The organism is Bhargavaea sp. GQ12 (assembly GCF_059758705.1).
On sequence record NZ_JCAXEU010000001.1, the window covers coordinates 346015 to 362708 of the forward strand.

The 16694-nt window shown below is 53.8% G+C and carries 15 protein-coding genes; 11 read left to right on the plus strand and 4 right to left on the minus strand.

Annotated features, from left to right (window positions below; translation table 11 throughout):
• Window positions 1–2 precede the first annotated feature (2 nt).
• The 3 genes from AC6CHQ_RS01605 to AC6CHQ_RS01615 all read left to right on the plus strand — a co-directional run bounded on the left by AC6CHQ_RS01605 (window position 3) and on the right by AC6CHQ_RS01615 (window position 3053).
• A complete protein-coding gene (locus tag AC6CHQ_RS01605) occupies window positions 3–905 on the plus strand; it encodes a fumarylacetoacetate hydrolase family protein (RefSeq protein WP_498080635.1) in 903 nt (300 codons plus the stop codon).
• A gap of 72 nt (window positions 906–977) precedes the next feature.
• Complete coding sequence (locus AC6CHQ_RS01610) at window positions 978–1349, plus strand: YisL family protein (protein WP_498080636.1); 372 nt, start codon at window positions 978–980, stop codon at window positions 1347–1349.
• Window positions 1350–1598: 249 nt separating this feature from the next.
• Window positions 1599–3053 (plus strand): alpha-amylase family glycosyl hydrolase, encoded by a 1455-nt coding sequence (locus AC6CHQ_RS01615; protein WP_498080637.1) that lies wholly within the window; start codon window positions 1599–1601, stop codon window positions 3051–3053.
• A 62-nt stretch (window positions 3054–3115) separates the two neighbouring features.
• Here AC6CHQ_RS01615 and AC6CHQ_RS01620 read toward each other — a convergent pair whose 3' ends face one another.
• The 3 genes from AC6CHQ_RS01620 to AC6CHQ_RS01630 are packed head-to-tail and all read right to left on the minus strand — an operon-like array spanning window position 3116 to window position 6156.
• Window positions 3116–4447 (minus strand): CoA-disulfide reductase, encoded by a 1332-nt coding sequence (locus AC6CHQ_RS01620; protein WP_498080638.1) that lies wholly within the window; start codon window positions 4445–4447, stop codon window positions 3116–3118.
• Between the two features lie 20 nt (window positions 4448–4467).
• Window positions 4468–5319: a DegV family protein gene (locus AC6CHQ_RS01625; RefSeq protein ID WP_251239739.1), complete on the minus strand. Its 852-nt coding sequence runs from the start codon at window positions 5317–5319 to the stop codon at window positions 4468–4470.
• 12 nt (window positions 5320–5331) lie between these two features.
• Complete coding sequence (locus AC6CHQ_RS01630) at window positions 5332–6156, minus strand: Cof-type HAD-IIB family hydrolase (protein ID WP_092054168.1); 825 nt, start codon at window positions 6154–6156, stop codon at window positions 5332–5334.
• A gap of 141 nt (window positions 6157–6297) precedes the next feature.
• Here AC6CHQ_RS01630 and AC6CHQ_RS01635 point away from each other — a divergent pair, with 141 nt between their 5' ends.
• The 3 genes from AC6CHQ_RS01635 to AC6CHQ_RS01645 all read left to right on the plus strand — a co-directional run bounded on the left by AC6CHQ_RS01635 (window position 6298) and on the right by AC6CHQ_RS01645 (window position 9705).
• Entirely contained in the window at window positions 6298–7074 is a 777-nt protein-coding gene (locus tag AC6CHQ_RS01635; RefSeq protein ID WP_251239740.1) for a prolyl oligopeptidase family serine peptidase, read from the plus strand.
• Between the two features lie 37 nt (window positions 7075–7111).
• Window positions 7112–7420 (plus strand): metal-sulfur cluster assembly factor, encoded by a 309-nt coding sequence (locus tag AC6CHQ_RS01640; RefSeq protein WP_092054159.1) that lies wholly within the window; start codon window positions 7112–7114, stop codon window positions 7418–7420.
• Between the two features lie 155 nt (window positions 7421–7575).
• Entirely contained in the window at window positions 7576–9705 is a 2130-nt protein-coding gene (locus tag AC6CHQ_RS01645) for an ATP-dependent Clp protease ATP-binding subunit (protein WP_498080654.1), read from the plus strand.
• A 52-nt stretch (window positions 9706–9757) separates the two neighbouring features.
• On the opposite strand, the gene AC6CHQ_RS01650 is transcribed toward AC6CHQ_RS01645, so the two are convergent.
• Window positions 9758–9943: a DUF2929 family protein gene (locus tag AC6CHQ_RS01650; protein ID WP_092054156.1), complete on the minus strand. Its 186-nt coding sequence runs from the start codon at window positions 9941–9943 to the stop codon at window positions 9758–9760.
• 184 nt (window positions 9944–10127) lie between these two features.
• Here AC6CHQ_RS01650 and AC6CHQ_RS01655 point away from each other — a divergent pair, with 184 nt between their 5' ends.
• From AC6CHQ_RS01655 to opp4A, 5 genes are all read left to right on the plus strand, one after another.
• The gene (locus AC6CHQ_RS01655; RefSeq protein WP_251239741.1) at window positions 10128–11060 is read left to right on the plus strand and encodes a beta-ketoacyl-ACP synthase III; all 933 of its coding nucleotides are present in this window, start codon (window positions 10128–10130) and stop codon (window positions 11058–11060) included.
• Window positions 11061–11130: 70 nt separating this feature from the next.
• Window positions 11131–12375, plus strand: a complete 1245-nt coding sequence (gene fabF / locus AC6CHQ_RS01660; protein WP_251239742.1) for a beta-ketoacyl-ACP synthase II — start codon at window positions 11131–11133, stop codon at window positions 12373–12375.
• Window positions 12376–12668: 293 nt separating this feature from the next.
• Window positions 12669–13700: an ABC transporter ATP-binding protein gene (locus AC6CHQ_RS01665; protein WP_092054144.1), complete on the plus strand. Its 1032-nt coding sequence runs from the start codon at window positions 12669–12671 to the stop codon at window positions 13698–13700.
• Complete coding sequence (locus AC6CHQ_RS01670; protein ID WP_092054140.1) at window positions 13697–14704, plus strand: ABC transporter ATP-binding protein; 1008 nt, start codon at window positions 13697–13699, stop codon at window positions 14702–14704. Before AC6CHQ_RS01665 ends, AC6CHQ_RS01670 begins: the two co-directional genes overlap by 4 nt.
• 36 nt (window positions 14705–14740) lie before the next feature.
• Window positions 14741–16480 carry an oligopeptide ABC transporter substrate-binding protein gene (opp4A, locus tag AC6CHQ_RS01675; RefSeq protein ID WP_498080639.1) on the plus strand — a complete coding sequence of 580 codons (1740 nt, stop codon included), beginning with the start codon at window positions 14741–14743 and terminating at the stop codon, window positions 16478–16480.
• Window positions 16481–16694 lie beyond the last annotated feature (214 nt).

Here is a 16694-nt window from a genome sequence, read left to right on the forward strand (position 1 = left end):
AGATGAAGTTATTGTCGTTCCGGTATGACGGGAAAGAGTGCTTCGGCCCGAAAGTGAAGAAAGAGGAGGCTGTATGGGACCTGGCCGCCATCCATGAGGATCTGGGGGAAGGGGAGCCATTCCCGGCCCACATCATCGACGGGATCGCGGCCGGCCATGAATTCGTGGAAGGGATCCGCAGGCTCGTAGAACGGGCGGAGACCTCTAGCAATTCGGATTCCTATAAACGGGGATTTGACACGATCGAGTGGACAGCGCCGATTCCCCGGACACCCAAAAACGTCATCTGTATCGGCAAGAACTATGCTGAGCATGTCAAGGAAATGGGCGGCGACCGTCCACCGGAAAAGCTGGTCGTCTTCACGAAGGCCCCGACCACAATCGCGGCAGACGAAGAGGAGTTGCCGGTTCATGCCGGCATCACGGAAAACCTGGATTATGAAGGCGAACTCGCGATTGTCATCGGCAAGGGCGGACGGAATATTCAAAAGGCGCTCGCCTACGACCATGTTTTCGGATACACGATCGCCAATGACATTACAGCGCGAGACGTCCAGACGGCCCATGTCCAATTTTTCCTCGGGAAAAGCCTGGACAAGTCGTGCCCGATGGGACCTTATCTCGTGACAAAAGATGAGATCCCTGACCCGCAAAACCTTTCTCTTGTCACGAAGGTTAACGGGGAAGTGCGGCAGAACGGCAATACAAAAGACATGATCTTCCCGATCGACGAACTGATCGCGCAAGTTTCGCGCTATGTCACACTCGAGCCGGGCGATGTCATCCTCACGGGCACGCCTTCCGGTGTCGGCAAAGGGATGAATCCTCCGTCCTTTCTCAAGGCGGGCGATACTGTGAAGGTTTCGATCGAGGGCATCGGCACCCTGTCCAATACGTTCGCCTGACCGTCCTGCGTGATTGCCGGTACCCGATTATGGTAGGATAAAAGGGCAATCATAGAAAATGAGGTGGACTAGTTGGGCATCTTTACGGATACGACACATCTGCACATCTTCACTTGGGTCGTCGCGATCATTTTGTTCCTCGTGGCGGCGGTCATGGCGAAAGGAAGCAAGGGGCGCAAGATCGTTCATATGATCCTCCGACTCTTTTACATCCTCGTCATCCTCAGCGGGGCATTCCTGTTCTTCGCATGGTCCAGCTCCGATGCGGCCATGTACGGAGTCAAGTTCCTGCTTGGCGTCGTGACGATCGGATTCATGGAGATGGTGCTTGTCCGTCAGAACAAAGACAAGCCGACCACCGTCTTCTGGGCGCTGTTTTTCATCAGCCTCCTTGCGACGATGTTCATCGGCATGAGCTTGCCGGTCGGCATGGACTTCTTCTGACAGGACCAAAAAGCCGGAAACGGGTCTTCGGACCGTTTCCGGCTTTTTCCTTTTCATACGGAAGGGCCGGGGAAAGAGAGTGAGACGTTGACGATCTTTATTGAGACGTTGATGATCTCGTCAGAAACGATGAATTCACATTTCCGCCCCATTTCCGGGAGTTTTCATTCACGGATTTTCCGTACGGGTCGCCGCGTACGGTGCGGGATGATAAAATAACGGATGATGGAACAAGGAGTGACGATATAAGTGTTCAAGAAGACAGTTGCCGCATTTGGCGCGGCTTTACTTTTCGGAACCGCCGTGATTCCTGCAGTTGCTGCGGATGAACGGACGATTCACGATGAAAGCATTTATGATACGCTCGTTGACCGGTTTTACAACGGTGCGACAGAGAATGACCAGGGAGCCGATCCCCGTGATAGCCAAGGATTCAACGGAGGGGACTTTGCCGGCCTTCAGGAAAAGTCGGATTATCTCCAGGAAATGGGTTTCACTACGGTTTCGATCGGACCTATTTTCGAAACAGCGACCTATGACGGCCGTGCAGTACTGAGCTACGGAGAGATCGAGGACCGTTTCGGAACGGAAGACGATCTGAGCGATATGCTTACTGCCTATCATGAGAAGGACATGGCAGTTTATGCAGACTTCCCGCTGGGCGGTGTGAGTCCTGATCACGAGTGGACTGCAGAACATGAAGGTTGGGCGATCCCTTCCGATGACGGAGAAACGGTCGACTGGGACTTAGGCAACGAGGAAGTCCGGGAAGCACTAATCGATGCGGCCGTCTCGTTTGCGGCGGAAACCGGTCTCGATGGCATCCGGCTGACAAGCTTTGGTGAGGCGGATCCGGCGTTTTTGAACCGGATGATCGATGCTCTGAAAAAAGAATCGCCTTCAATCACCGTGTTTTCGGATGCACTTTCCGAAGCTGATTTTGATCTGGTGTATGACCCGGATGTGATGGAGGCTCTCCGTGCGGCATTTGTCGAGATGGATCCTGATTCTTCCGGGATGGATGTGGTTGAAAAGAATGATCCTCCGTCGATGATGTTCTTCGACACCCTGAACACCACAAGATTTACGACTGAGATGGTGGAACGGAGAATGTTCCCGCCGACACGCTGGAACATTGCAGCAACGGCGCTCTTCACTTTGCCTGGCGTGCCGGTCATGACTTACGGAACTGAAATTGCTGTGGCGGGCAAGGAAGCGCCAGGTACACATCCGCTCCACAATTTCAAGACGGATGAGGAGCTCAAGGACCACATCACTGATGTGAACGGCCTGCGGAACCAATCGGAGACACTCCGTACCGGAGACTTCAAGCTTCTCCACAATGAAGACGGGCTGATCGTTTATAAACGATTCAGTGATGAGGAGACGTGGATTGTCGTTCTCAACAATACGAGCGAGACACAGCGCATCGACCTGTCCGAAGAGGAGATCGGCGAAGGCAAGCGGCTGCGTGCCCTGATGGATGATAATCTGGTCAGTCAGGCGGACAGCGGTGAATACCGGGTCGTGCTCGACAGGGAAGAGGCGGATCTGTTTATTGTCGAGGAAGATACCGGGCTCAATATCCCGTATATCATTGCAGCTATCCTCGTCTATGTGACGTTCATCGGATTCATCTATATGGTCTGGAGAAAAGGGAAGCAGCGTGCAAAAGACGAGCAGGCTGCCCGGACAAAAAAATAATGAATAGGAACAGGCCTCCATCCGGTAAAGGATGGAGGCCTGTTCGATGATGGAAATAAATTTCAGGACCGCATTGCCCGGTATCCGAGCATGTTGACAGGATCTTTCGGGGATCCGTACGGCGGGGCATACGCCGTCTCAATGGCCGAAAGGTCATCAACGGTGAGTCCGCCCCGGATCGCAGTGGCGATCACGTCGATGCGCTTGTCCGCTCCTTTTTCACCGACCGCCTGCGCACCATAGATGGCGCGGGTGTCGGGATCATAATGGACTTTCAGGACAAGTTTTCCGCTGTCGGGATAGTATCCGGCATTTGACCGGCTCTTGTGGATAACCGTTTTGTAGGCCATCCCTTCTTTTTTCAGCATTTTCTCTGTCATGCCGGTCATACCGGCGGTGAGGGAAAATAGTTTCGTGATCGATGTGCCAAGAAGCCCATCCATCTCCGTGTCTCCTCCGGCAAGGTGGTTTGCAACGATGAATGCGGCCCGGTGTGCAGGCCATGAAAGCGGAACCCGCTTGGGCTTTCCCGTAAACCAGTCCTTGACTTCCGCAGCATCCCCGATCGCGTAGATATCCGGATCGTTCGTCCTCATAAACGGGTCCGTCGCAATCCCTCCGGTCGGTCCGATCTCAATGCCGGCTTCTTTGGCAAGCAGTGTGTTGGGCTCCAGGCCGACAGCAGTCGCGATGAAATCAGCTTCCAGTTCGGTGCCGTCATCGAGGGTGATCCTCCTGCCGTCAATCATTTTCAGCTCCCGTCCGAGATGGAGCCGGACACCGTTCCGCTCCATCTCTTCTGCGAGCAGATCCGACATATCTTCGTCCCCGATCGGCATGACATGGTCATTATGTTCGACAAGGGCAGTCTCGATGCCGCGGTGCCGGAAGTTCTCCGCCAGTTCCACACCGATGAAACCGCCGCCGATCACCAGGCAGGAGGCCGGCTTCTGTTCATCAAGGAATGACTTGAACTGCTCAAGATCGCCGAAGTGACGGAGTGTAAACATTGGAATGTCCGGTTTTCCCGGAACGGCCGGCTTCCGGGCACGCCCACCGGGAGAAAGCACGAGCTTATCATAAGACAGCTCATCGGTTTGACCCGTCTCCAAATTGCAGATGTGGACTTTCTTGGTTGCGCGATCGATTTTCGTCGCTTCATGAAGTAGACGCACATCGATCGATTTCTTCTCACTGAATCCTTCAGGTGTCGCATGGACAAGGTCTTCCTCGCTATCGATCAGCCCGCCAAGCACATACGGCATTCCGCATGTGCCGAAGCCGAGCTCCGAGTCCTTTCCGATCAGGGTGATGTCGGCATCCGACAAAAAGTGGCGGATCTGAGAAGAAACGGTCGCCCCTCCGGCGACCGCCCCGATGACGACGATTTTCATCCAATCATCCTTTCTGGCTGTTAAGCTTCCGGCCCAAGGAAAAACAAGGCAATGCAACCCGGACCGGTATGGGCACCGATCGCGGAGCCGATCTGGTAGATGCCGACCGACGCCGGCTTGTGGGAATCCTCGATCATCCCCTTCAGAGTGAGAGCCGCTTCCTCGTCATCTCCGTGGCTGATGGCCACGTGCTGGCCGGAAAAGCTGCTGCCCCGTTCTTCCATGAGGCCAACCATGCGCTGGAACACTTTTTTGCGTCCCCGGTATTTTTCAATCGGAACGAGCTTGCCGTCCTCGACATGGAGGAGCGGCTTGATATTCAGCAGGCCGCCGATAAAGGCGCTCGCTTTGGATACTCTGCCGCCTTTGGCAAGGTAGTCGAGGTCTTCCACCGTGAACAAAGAGACGACACGGTCCACCAGGATGCGTAAAGCTGCAACGATTTCATCCCGGCTCTTGCCGGCATCCCGAAGGCGGGCGGCTTCCTGGACGATCAGCCCCTGTCCCAGGGAAGCACCTTTCGTGTCAATGATCACAACGTCAAGTTCCGGATGGTCTTCTTTGACCTGGTCACGGATCACCACACTCGTGCTGTATGTACCGGAAAGTTCGGAGGAAAAGGCAATGTAGAGCCCTTCTTCACCGGACTCCGCCAGTTCGTTCCATTTCCTCGTGAACAGCTCAGGTGATACCTGGGAAGTTTTTGGGCGTTCCCCGTTCCGGATTCTCCGGAAAATGGTGGTGGAATCGATTTCCGAAATATCGTCGTATGAGTCACCGCCGATCTCCACGCGGAGGGGAAGGAGGGTCACGTCATGGTCCTCAAAGAATGAGAGCGGCAGGTCGGATCCGCTGTCTGTGAACAGTTTCATCATTCGTCCTCCTTAAGTATTGCTTTCCAGTTTCAGTTTTAGCCGCTCTTCAAGTACGGCGGCAATGCCGTCTTCGTTGTTAGTCCCGGTCACTTCATCGGCGATTGACTTGAGTCCGTTGATGGCGTTGCCCATCGCAACGCCGGTGCCGGCATATTCGATCATTTCATAATCGTTGTCCTCATCACCAAAAGCGATGATCCGCTCCTGCGGAATATCAAGCCATCCGGCCACTTTCGAAATCCCGACCGCCTTGTTCAGGCCATGCCGGATCACTTCGATGACATGCCACGGAGCTCCCCAGCGGCGGTGGTCGATGACTTCCGCATGCACATCGGCCAGATGCTGCCTGATTTTGTCCTGATCTTCCTGCTCGGGATGGATCAGAAGGCTTGTCGGATTGTCCTTGAGATAGGAACGGAGGTCGCCGACCGTCACCGACGGCTCGCCCATCGTGAAGATGTTCATCAGTTTTTCATCATGGCGGTGGATATAGACATCATCCATCACTTCCGCAACGACGTTGTGCACGTTAAAGTCCTGGAGGGCCTCAACGACTTCGCCGACAACCGGCAGGCTGATCGGTTCATGGAACGGCTTCCAGCTCCGATCCGCAGGATGGTGGACAAATGCTCCATTAAAATTGACGATCGGGACATCCAGGTTCAGCTGCCTATAATAAGGCTCGCTGGCGCGATATGGCCGCCCGGTGGCGATCATCACCTGATGGCCGGCCTGTCTTGCAGCTCGCAGAGTTTGCTCCGTTTTATCGGATATTACTTTTTCATCTGTAAGCAGCGTGCCGTCCAAATCAAGTACGATAAGGTGCTGTTTCATATTCGTTCTCCCCCTTCAAGATTGAGTGTAGACCGCAATGGGATGCCAAGTCAAAAATAGCCCCCGGGAAGGGCTGCCGTTCCGGTTTAGTTTTCCTGTTCTGTCTGATACGATAAAAAGAAAAAATAGGAAGTGCTGCACATGGAAATCAGAGAAGAACGGTGGGCGGGCATACCGCTCCTGCATATATACCCCGAAACAGGCGGGGAATCCTCCCCGGTTGTTATATTCCTTCATGGCTTTACAAGTGCCAAGGAACACAATCTGCATTATGCATACAATATGGCCAAGCAGGGACTCCGTGTCATTCTTCCGGAAGCTCATCTGCACGGCGAGAGGGAAGAAGGGCTTGATGAGGTCCAGCTCAGCCTAAGGTTCTGGGAAATCGTCCTGACAAGCATCGAAGAAGTCGGCATACTTAAGGAAGAGATCGGCCGCCGCTACCCGAAGGCGGGGAAAATCGGAGTCGCCGGAACGTCGATGGGCGGCATCGAGACTCTCGGCTGCCTGAAGGTCTATGACTGGATTGATTGCGCGGCTGTCATGATGGGCACGCCGGGATATGTCAGCCTGGCGAAAGCCCAGATGGCGCAATACGAAGCGAAAGGCTTTGAAATTCCGCTGACGCCGGATGAGCGGCGCGGCCTTCTGGAGACACTCGGCAAGTTCGACCTGACAAAAGACCGCAAACCGCTTGCCGGCAGGCCGGTCTATTTCTGGCATGGCGAAATGGACGAGACCGTCCCGTTCAAGCCGACCAGGAATTTTGTCGAGGCGCTGCGGGAAGACTACCGGGAGGCACCGGAGAGGCTGAAAACCCGCTACGAGCGCCAGGCGGGACATGCGGTCTCCAGGACGGGCATGCTGGAATGCGCGGACTGGCTTGCAACCTATTTGAATGATCTCGCCACGGTCTGATATGATGGAGTCAGCAAAGAACGGAAGGGGAATGATGATGGATCAGGAGATGAAAGACAGCCTCATGGGTGCGCTCGAGAACGTGATCGACCCCGAGCTTGGCATTGACATAGTGAACCTGGGCCTTGTCTACGATGTGGATATGGATGAAGCCGGCAAAGTGGATGTCACGATGACGCTTACGTCGCTGGGATGCCCGATGGGCCCGATGATCGTTGATAACGTCAAACGTGAACTGGCCGAACTGCCTGAGGTCAAGGAAACAGAAGTTAACATCATCTGGAGCCCGCCATGGTCGAAGGACATGATGTCCCGCTACGCGAAAATCGCGCTTGGTGTACGTTAATAGAATTACCCAGCCGCACGTGCCTAAAAGGGTCAACGTGCGGTTTTTTCGTTTCGCTTTAATGCTCCGGGGGAATACTTTATAATGAATATAGTCAAATAAGGTCAAAGTCAGTATAGATCAATTCAGGGTTTGGGGGCGAATCAACAATGCAGATGAACATGCAGCAGGACGATCAGCGCAGCCCGTTGGAGAAGTTCGGGCGAAATCTGATCGATGATGTGAAGGCCGGAAAGATGGATCCGATTATTGGCCGTGACCAGGAAATCCGCGACGTGGTCAGGATCCTCTCAAGAAAGACGAAAAACAATCCCGTTCTCATCGGGGAGCCGGGTGTCGGGAAAACGGCGATTGTCGAGGGGCTGGCACAGAGAATCGTCAAGAAAGATGTGCCGGAAGGGCTTAAGGACAGGGATCTGTATGAACTGGATATGAGCGCATTGATTGCCGGTGCAAAATACCGTGGTGAGTTCGAGGAGAGGATGAAGGCTGTTCTTCAACAGGTAAAAGACAGCGACGGCCAGATCATCCTGTTTATCGACGAGCTCCATACGATTGTCGGCGCGGGACGTACGGAAGGATCAATGGATGCGGGAAATATGCTGAAGCCGATGCTGGCCAGGGGTGAACTGCATCTGATCGGCGCGACGACACTGGACGAGTACCGTCTATATATCGAAAAGGATGCCGCGCTGGAACGCCGCTTCCAGCAAGTGCTCGTGCAGGAACCTGATGTGGAAGATACGATTTCAATCCTGCGGGGCCTAAAAGAGCGCTTCGAGCTTCACCATGGTGTCCGCATCCATGACCGCGCCCTGGTCGCTGCCGCATCGCTGTCCGACCGGTACATTACCGAGCGCTTCCTCCCGGACAAGGCGATCGACCTTGTCGATGAGGCAAGTGCGCTCATCCGTACCGAGATTGATTCGATGCCACAGGAGCTGGATGAAGTGACACGGCGCATCATGCAGCTGGAGATCGAAGAACAGGCCCTCATGATGGAAAAGGATGACCGGAGCAAGGCCCGCCTGGAAGACATCCGTTCAGAGCTGCACGAACTGAGGACATCCACAGAAGATATGCGTGAGCAGTGGGAACGGGAGAAAGAAGCGATCCGCACCGTCCAGGCGAAGCGTGAGGAACTGGACCGCTACCGGCGCGAGCTGGAAGACGCGGAAAACCGCTATGACCTTAACCGGGCGGCGGAGCTCCGTCACGGCCGCATTCCTCAGGCCGAGAAGGAACTGCATGAACTGGAGGCGCCGCTGACCGCTTCCGAGAACCGCCTTCTCCGCGAGGAAGTGACCGAAGAAGAGATTGCGGACATCGTCGCACGCTGGACGGGCATTCCGGTCTCGAAACTTGTGGAAGGGGAGCGGGAAAAGCTGCTCCGCCTGGACGAGACGCTGGAACAGCGGGTCATCGGGCAGGATGACGCTGTCCGCCTTGTGACCGAGGCGATATGGAGGGCAAGGGCGGGCATCAAGGACCCGCACAGGCCGATCGGATCGTTCCTCTTCCTGGGACCGACCGGAGTCGGGAAGACCGAACTTGCCAAGACGATCGCGGCGACGCTGTTTGATTCGGAGGATCACTTTATCCGCATCGATATGTCGGAGTATATGGAGAAGCACTCTGTCTCCCGGCTAGTCGGCGCGCCCCCGGGATATGTGGGCTTTGAAGAAGGCGGACAGCTGACCGAGGCCGTTCGGCGCAACCCTTATGCAGTCGTGCTGCTCGACGAGATCGAGAAGGCCCATCCGGATGTCTCGAACATCCTGCTCCAGGCATTGGATGACGGGCGCATTACCGACAGCCAGGGAAGAAATGTGGACTTCACTAACACAATCATCATCATGACATCGAACATCGGCTCCTCGCTCCTCCTCCAGATGGAGGGGATCGAAGACCATGCGATCGAGGACGTTGTGATGGCTGAGCTGAAAAAACACTTTAAGCCGGAGCTGATCAACCGGATGGATGATATTGTCATCTTCAACTCACTTAAGGCTGACGACTTCCTGAAAATCGCAATGAAGGTGATGCGCGATCTGGCCGGCCGTGTCGCCACTCAGGGTATCCGGCTTGAGTTCGGGGAAGGCATCGCCGAATGGATCGTTGAAGAAGGGACCGATGCTGAATTCGGCGCACGCCCGCTTAAGCGATTTATCCAGCGCCATGTCGAGACCGCCGTCGCGCATGGGCTGATCCGGGGAGGCTTCCGGGAAGGCGATACGATCCGCGCAGTGCTTGAAGACGGCAAGGTGCAAATTGAAAAGGCATAAACACCCAACAAAAAACCGTTCCACCCATTGAGGGGGAACGGTTTTTCCGGTTTCATTCGTAGTCCGGCAGCGTCTCTTCCGGAAGAACGGCCGACATCATGAAGAGCATGACCGCGAAAACGACAGAAACGATGGCTCCAAGACCGAAATCGAATGGAACCGCATTGACGGAGCTGACAACATAATTCAGGGTCGTAATGAGAAGGAACGACCAGACAAACGTCATGATAAATTGCATAAGGTTTCACCTCTGAACGGAAATATCCGAACTCATCATACCATAGCGGACAGAGAATGCAAAAGCGGATGAAGACACATTTTTCACCAAAAACAGTCATGCGCAGCAAGTTGTCAAAGAACGTTCAAGTATGTTAAATTGATACCAGGTACTAATAGAAGATGATAAGAAAAGGGGATGCAATATGGGCGTCGGCATGATCGGAATCGGGAAGTATGTCCCGGAACAGGTGGTCACAAATGCAGATCTGGAGAAACGCCTGGATACATCTGATGAATGGATCCGCACACGTACAGGCATAGAGGAAAGAAGAATTGCTCCAGAAAGTGAAGACACTTCAGAACTCGCTTTCCGTGCCGCCGAAGCTGCGATGAAGGACGCCGGAATTACGGCTGAGCAGCTTGGCCTTATCATCGTGGCGACGGTCACGCCGGACAGGCCTTTCCCGAGCGTGGCCACTCAGATCCAGGAGCGCCTCGGTGCAACAAATGCCGGTGCGATGGATCAGTCCGCCGCGTGTGCGGGATTCATGTATAGCGTTGTGACCGCACAGCAATTCGTTGAAAACGGCTGCTATGACTATATTCTCGTCGTCGGGGTGGAAAAACTCTCGAAAATCACCGATTGGGAAGACCGTAATACTGCTGTATTGTTCGGCGACGGAGCAGGCGCTGCCGTCATCGGGAAGGTCGGTGAAGGCCGCGGAATCCTGTCATTTGAACTTGGCGCTGACGGTTCTGGAGGAAAACACCTCTACCAGGATGAAAACATCAAGATGAACGGCAGGGAAGTGTTCAAGTTCGCAGTCCGCCAGATGGGCGACTCAGCGGTATCGGTCCTCGACAAAGCCGGCCTGACCAAAGAAGACGCCGATTATCTGATTCCGCACCAGGCAAATATCAGGATTATGGAAGCCGCGCGGGAACGCCTTGGCTTGCCGCCGGAAAAGATGTCCAAGCGGATCCACAAGTACGGCAACACCTCTTCCGCATCAATCCCGATCGCCCTTTGTGATGAAGTCGGCGCGGGGAATGTCAAAGATGATGATGTCATCGTCCTTGTCGGTTTCGGAGGCGGCCTTACATGGGGTGCGCTCGCGATCCGCTGGGGACGCTGAGAAAGATAAAGCAGCATTATAACAACACCATATATATCAAACCATTCATACAGAAGGAAGGGAAAATGAGATGAACAAGCGACGAGTCGTAGTAACAGGCCTAGGAGCGGTCAGCCCGCTAGGGAATGACGCCAAGAGCACTTGGCAGGGAGTCAAGGAAGGGAAATCAGGCATCGGCATGATGACCCGTCTGGACAGGGAGCAGTTCCCTGCAAAGGTCGCTGCTGAAGTCAAGGACTTTGACATTGAACAATACGTCCCGAAAAAAGAGGCGCGCAAAATGGACCGGTTCACCCATTATGCGCTTGCAGCAGCATTTGAGGCGCTGGAGGATGCAGGACTGCCGCGCCGTCTGGAAGAGGAAGATGCCCTCCGGACAGGTGTTTGGATTGGCTCAGGCATTGGCGGCATGGAGACGCATGAGCAACAGTTCAAGACGTTTCAGGAACGCGGTTACCGTCGGGTGAGCCCGTTCTTCGTGCCGATGATGATCCCGGATATGGCTGCCGGACAGGTCTCGATCTATACCAACGCCAAAGGAATCAACTCATGTACGGTGACAGCCTGCGCATCCGGTGCCAACTCGATCGGCGACGCTTTCGAGGCGATTCTCCGCGGCGACGCGGACATGATGATCACGGGAGGGGCGGAGGCCCCGATCACCACCATGGCGGTAGCGGGATTCTGTGCAAATACCGCCCTCTCGACCAATCCGGATCCTGAAACGGCATCCCGTCCGTTTGACGCGGACCGTGATGGTTTTGTTATCGGAGAGGGCGCCGGCATCCTTATTCTCGAAGAGTATGAACGTGCAAAAGAACGGGGAGCCAAAATCTATGCAGAGGTTGTCGGTTACGGATCAACCGGTGACGCCCACCATATCACGGCCCCGGCTCCGGAGGGAGAAGGCGCGGCCCGTGCAATGACCCAGGCGATCGTGAAGGCCGGCATCAGTCCGGATGAAGTCGACTATATCAATGCCCATGGTACAAGCACACCTTACAACGACCAATTTGAGACCCAGGCCGTCAAATCTGTCTTTGGGGAGCATGCTTACAACCTGGCAATGAGCTCCACGAAATCCATGACGGGACACCTGCTCGGCGCAGCTGGCGGTGTGGAAGCGGTATTTACCGCATTTGCCCTTCATGAAGGCATCTTGCCGCCGACCACAAACTATAAAACCCCTGATCCGGAATGCGACCTGGATTATGTCACGGACGGAGCAAGAAAGCAGGACATCCGGTATGCCATGAGCAACTCTCTTGGCTTCGGAGGTCACAACGTTTCACTCCTTTTCAAAAAAGCGGAATAAGAAAATAGATGCAAAGCCCTGATTTCCAATTGTGGAGACCAGGGCTTTTTTACGTGAAATACGATTCAAATATAATAGGAGATTCGTATGATATTAATAAATTATTCAAAAATAATTATTCTGACATATTGGTATAAACCCTTGATATGATTGGGTTTTAGAGCCGAAAGAATGGTTTGAATTGTATACTCGTTACAGGAAATTCAAAAAACAGCTTGCGGATGTAATCTATTTGTAATAAAATTTAGCAAGAGCAAAAAATAACAGAAAAATAGAAATCTTGAGGTGTATTCATGACATCCAAACTAAACACACCGGCAAAGACACCTCTCCTGGAGGTCCGTAACCTACAGACCGGCTTTAAAATCGAGAAACAATACTATAACGCAGTTGAAGGAGTCTCCTTCAAGGTTGACCGCAAACAGATCGTCGGCATCGTCGGAGAGTCCGGCTGCGGCAAAAGCGTCATGTCGCTTTCCATCATGCATCTGCTGCCAAAGGGCATCGGAAAGGTGCGCGGAGGAGAGATCCTTTTCGAAGGTACCGACATCGTCGGATATAACGAGAAAAAGATGAACAACATCCGGGGCAAAGATATCTCCATGATCTTCCAGGAGCCGATGACTTCCCTGAATCCGGTATTTACAATCGGCTTCCAGATCACAGAAGTGTTGCTGAATCACCAAGACATCACTAAAAATGAAGCAAGAGCGAAAGCGGTTACATTGCTGAAAAATGTGGGGATTCCACGTGCTGACCAGATCATCGATGAGTACCCCCACCAGCTTTCCGGGGGGATGCGGCAACGTGTGATGATCGCGATGGCGATTGCCTGCCAGCCGAAACTGCTGATCGCGGACGAGCCTACCACGGCACTTGATGTCACAGTGCAGGCCCAGATTCTGGATCTGCTGAAGAGCATCCAGGAAGTGAATGACATGTCGATCATGCTCATCACCCACGACCTTGGTGTTGTAGCTGAGATCTGCGATGTCGTCCTGGTCATGTACGCAGGCAAGATTGTGGAACGGGCAACAGTCGAGGATCTGTTCGAAAACCCTCAGCACCCGTACACACAGCTCCTTATGGAGGCCATCCCGAAGATGGAGGAAGAAAAGGAGCGCCTGGCAACGATCGAAGGACTCGTACCATCGGTCAAGGACATGCCTGCAGTCGGATGCCGGTTTGCGAACCGTTGCCCGAAAGCGATGCCGGAATGCATGCAGATCACCCCGCTCCTCGAAGACACCAAAGGCGGACACGAAGTGGCCTGCCTGCTGTATGAGGAAAGCTGGCCGAAAGAAGAAAGAGTAGGTGCACGATGACAACAAAAGACTTTACAGAACAGGGGAAACCGCAGCAAGAGCGCAAAAATCTCCTTGAAGTAAAAAACCTCAAAACTTATTATCCGATCCACGGCGGCTTTTTTAAGAGAGTCGTAGGAAATGTAAAGGCCGTGGATGATATCTCATTCACCATCAAAAAAGGGGAAACGATGGGCCTGGTCGGCGAGTCGGGATGCGGTAAATCCACAACCGGCCGGACGATCCTGCGCCTGATCAAGCCGACCGGCGGCCAGATCATCTTCGACGGAGAGGACATTACCAGGATCGGCGGATCCAAGCTTCGCAAGGCCCGCCAGGATTTCCAGATGGTGTTCCAGGATCCGTATGCGTCCCTTAACCCGATGCAGATGGTCGGCGACATCATTTCGGAGCCGATCAAGAACTTTGAGCGCCGTGATAAGAAAGAACTTGAAGAATTCGTCAAGTCCCTTCTGGTCCGGGTCGGCCTTCCGGAGACCGCTTACTATAAATACGCGCACGAATTCTCAGGCGGCCAGCGCCAGAGGATCGGCATTGCCAGGGCATTGGCCCTCAACCCGAAGCTCATCATTGCCGATGAGCCGGTATCCGCACTGGACGTTTCTGTCCAATCCCAGGTCCTGAACCTTCTGAAAGACCTTCAGAAAGAGTTCGACCTCACGTATCTGTTCATCGCCCACGACCTTAGTGTCGTCAAGCATATGAGCGATACGATCGGTGTCATGTATTTGGGCAATCTCGTCGAGGTTGCTTCAAATAAAGATCTTTACAGCGAGCCGCTGCACCCTTACACACAGGCGCTCATCTCCGCGATTCCGGAACCTGATCCGAAACTGCGGAAAGAGCGGATTGTGCTGCAGGGGGATGTGCCGAGTCCCGCGAACCCGCCGACAGGCTGCCCGTTCCATACGCGCTGCCCGATGGCACAGGAAATCTGTTCGCAGGAGAAGCCTCCACTGAAGGAGGTGAGACCGGGGCATCACGTTGCGTGCGTACTGTACTGATCAAAAAATATCCATGAAAATGGGGGGGAAACAAGCATGAAACGCAAATCCATGCTCTGGCTGTTCGCCATGATCCTCGTCCTTTCCGCATTCCTTGCGGCTTGTGGCGGCGGCGGCAGCGACGATGCGTCCGAAACTGATTCGGGCGATAGCAAAGACGGAGAAAAAGCGACTGAAGAACAATCCGGCGAGCCACAACAGGGCGGAACGCTCACATACGGTCTCGACGCTGTTCCTGAAGGTCTCTACAACTGGGCGTTCTACGGTATCGCTACAGATAAAGAAATCATCGATTTCTTCGATGAAGGTCTCATCGACTATGACGAGAACCTCCAGCCGATACCGAACCTTGCTGAATGGGAAACTGAAGACAACCAGCACTTCACATTCAAGTTCAAGGAAGGCGTCAAGTGGCACAACGGTGAGGAACTCACAGTCAATGACTGGGTATTCGCACTTGAAACTATCGCGCACCCTGACTATGACGGCCCTCGTTACACAAACGTTGAAACAATCGAAGGTGCACCGGCATTCCGCGCAGGCGAAGCAGACAGCATCTCCGGCCTGAATGTCGTTGATGACTACACCATCGAAGTTACATTCGATGAGCCACGCCTGAACAACCTGACGAACATCTGGTCTTACCCGATGTCCCAGAAGGAATTTGAAGGAATCGAAGTGGCAGACATGTCCGGTTCCGAACAGGTCCGCACCAAGCCGGTCGGCCTCGGTCCGTTCAAAGTTGAAAACATCGTTCCCGGCGAGTCGATTGAACTCGTGAAAAACGAAGATTACTGGAATGGCGAAGTTAACCTCGACAAGGTCATCATCCGTGTTATCGACAACACGGCGACAGTCGGCGCTCTCCAGAATGGCGATATCGACATGATCTCGCTGCAGCCGGTTTCGGCTCCTGACGTTGAGAAACTCGACAACGTTGAAGTTGTAACCGCACCTGGCCTGTCGTACTACTATGTCGGCTTCAAACTCGGCAAATTCGACAACGCCTCGAAGACAATCACTGAAGAACTTCCGAAATATCAAGACGTCAACCTCCGTAAGGCTATGGCCCATGCCATCAACCGTGAAGAGTGGATCGACGCATTCTTCTTCGGCTACGGCAAGCCGGTCAACAAGCCGGTTCCGACTGCACACTGGATCGCAGCTGATGACAGTGAAGTCGAAGTATACGACTACGACCCTGAAAAAGCGAAACAACTCCTTGATGAAGCAGGCTTCGTTGATACAAACGACGACGGCTTCCGTGAAGATCCGAACGGCGAAGAATTCGTCGTGAAGTTCTCGCACTATGCAACAGGGAACCCTACTTTCGAATCCCGCTCGACAGCACTTGCCCAGTATTGGGAAGAAGTCGGCCTGAAGTCGGAAGTCGAAATGGTTGAAGTCAACCTTTACTACGACATGGTGGAAAAAGACGAACCTTCGATCGAGACATTCTTCGGCGGCTGGAGCACAGGCACAGACCCTGACCCGTCCGGACTTTGGAAAGCTGACCAGATCTGGAACTACCCGCGCTACAACAACCCTGAAGCGGATGCTCTCCTCGAGCAGGCTCTGAGCGTTGAGGAAGTCGGCGACGACCAGGAGAAGCGTGCCCAGATCTATGCTGAATGGCAGAAGAAAGTAACTGAAGATGTTCCGATGATCTTCATCGCTGAACTCGATGAGATCATGGGAGTCGGCGAGAAAGTCGGCGGCTTCTCGATGGACGTTTCGGGCTACAACAGTCCTGCTGAATGGTATCTGAAGCAATAATTACACTGATCTGACCTGTCAGTGGCGGGCGGCAAGCCCGTCCGCCACTGCTCTTTTTTTGCTCTTAAACACGGTAAGACGTATTTATTCTAAGGCTCTGTTAGCGGATAATGTTGATATTTAACTGTGGAATGGAGTGAAGGGCGGCGACTCCTGCATTGAAAGCGAAGAGGGCTGGTCAGCTCCGACAGGCATAAGACATGCCGCGCAGCGA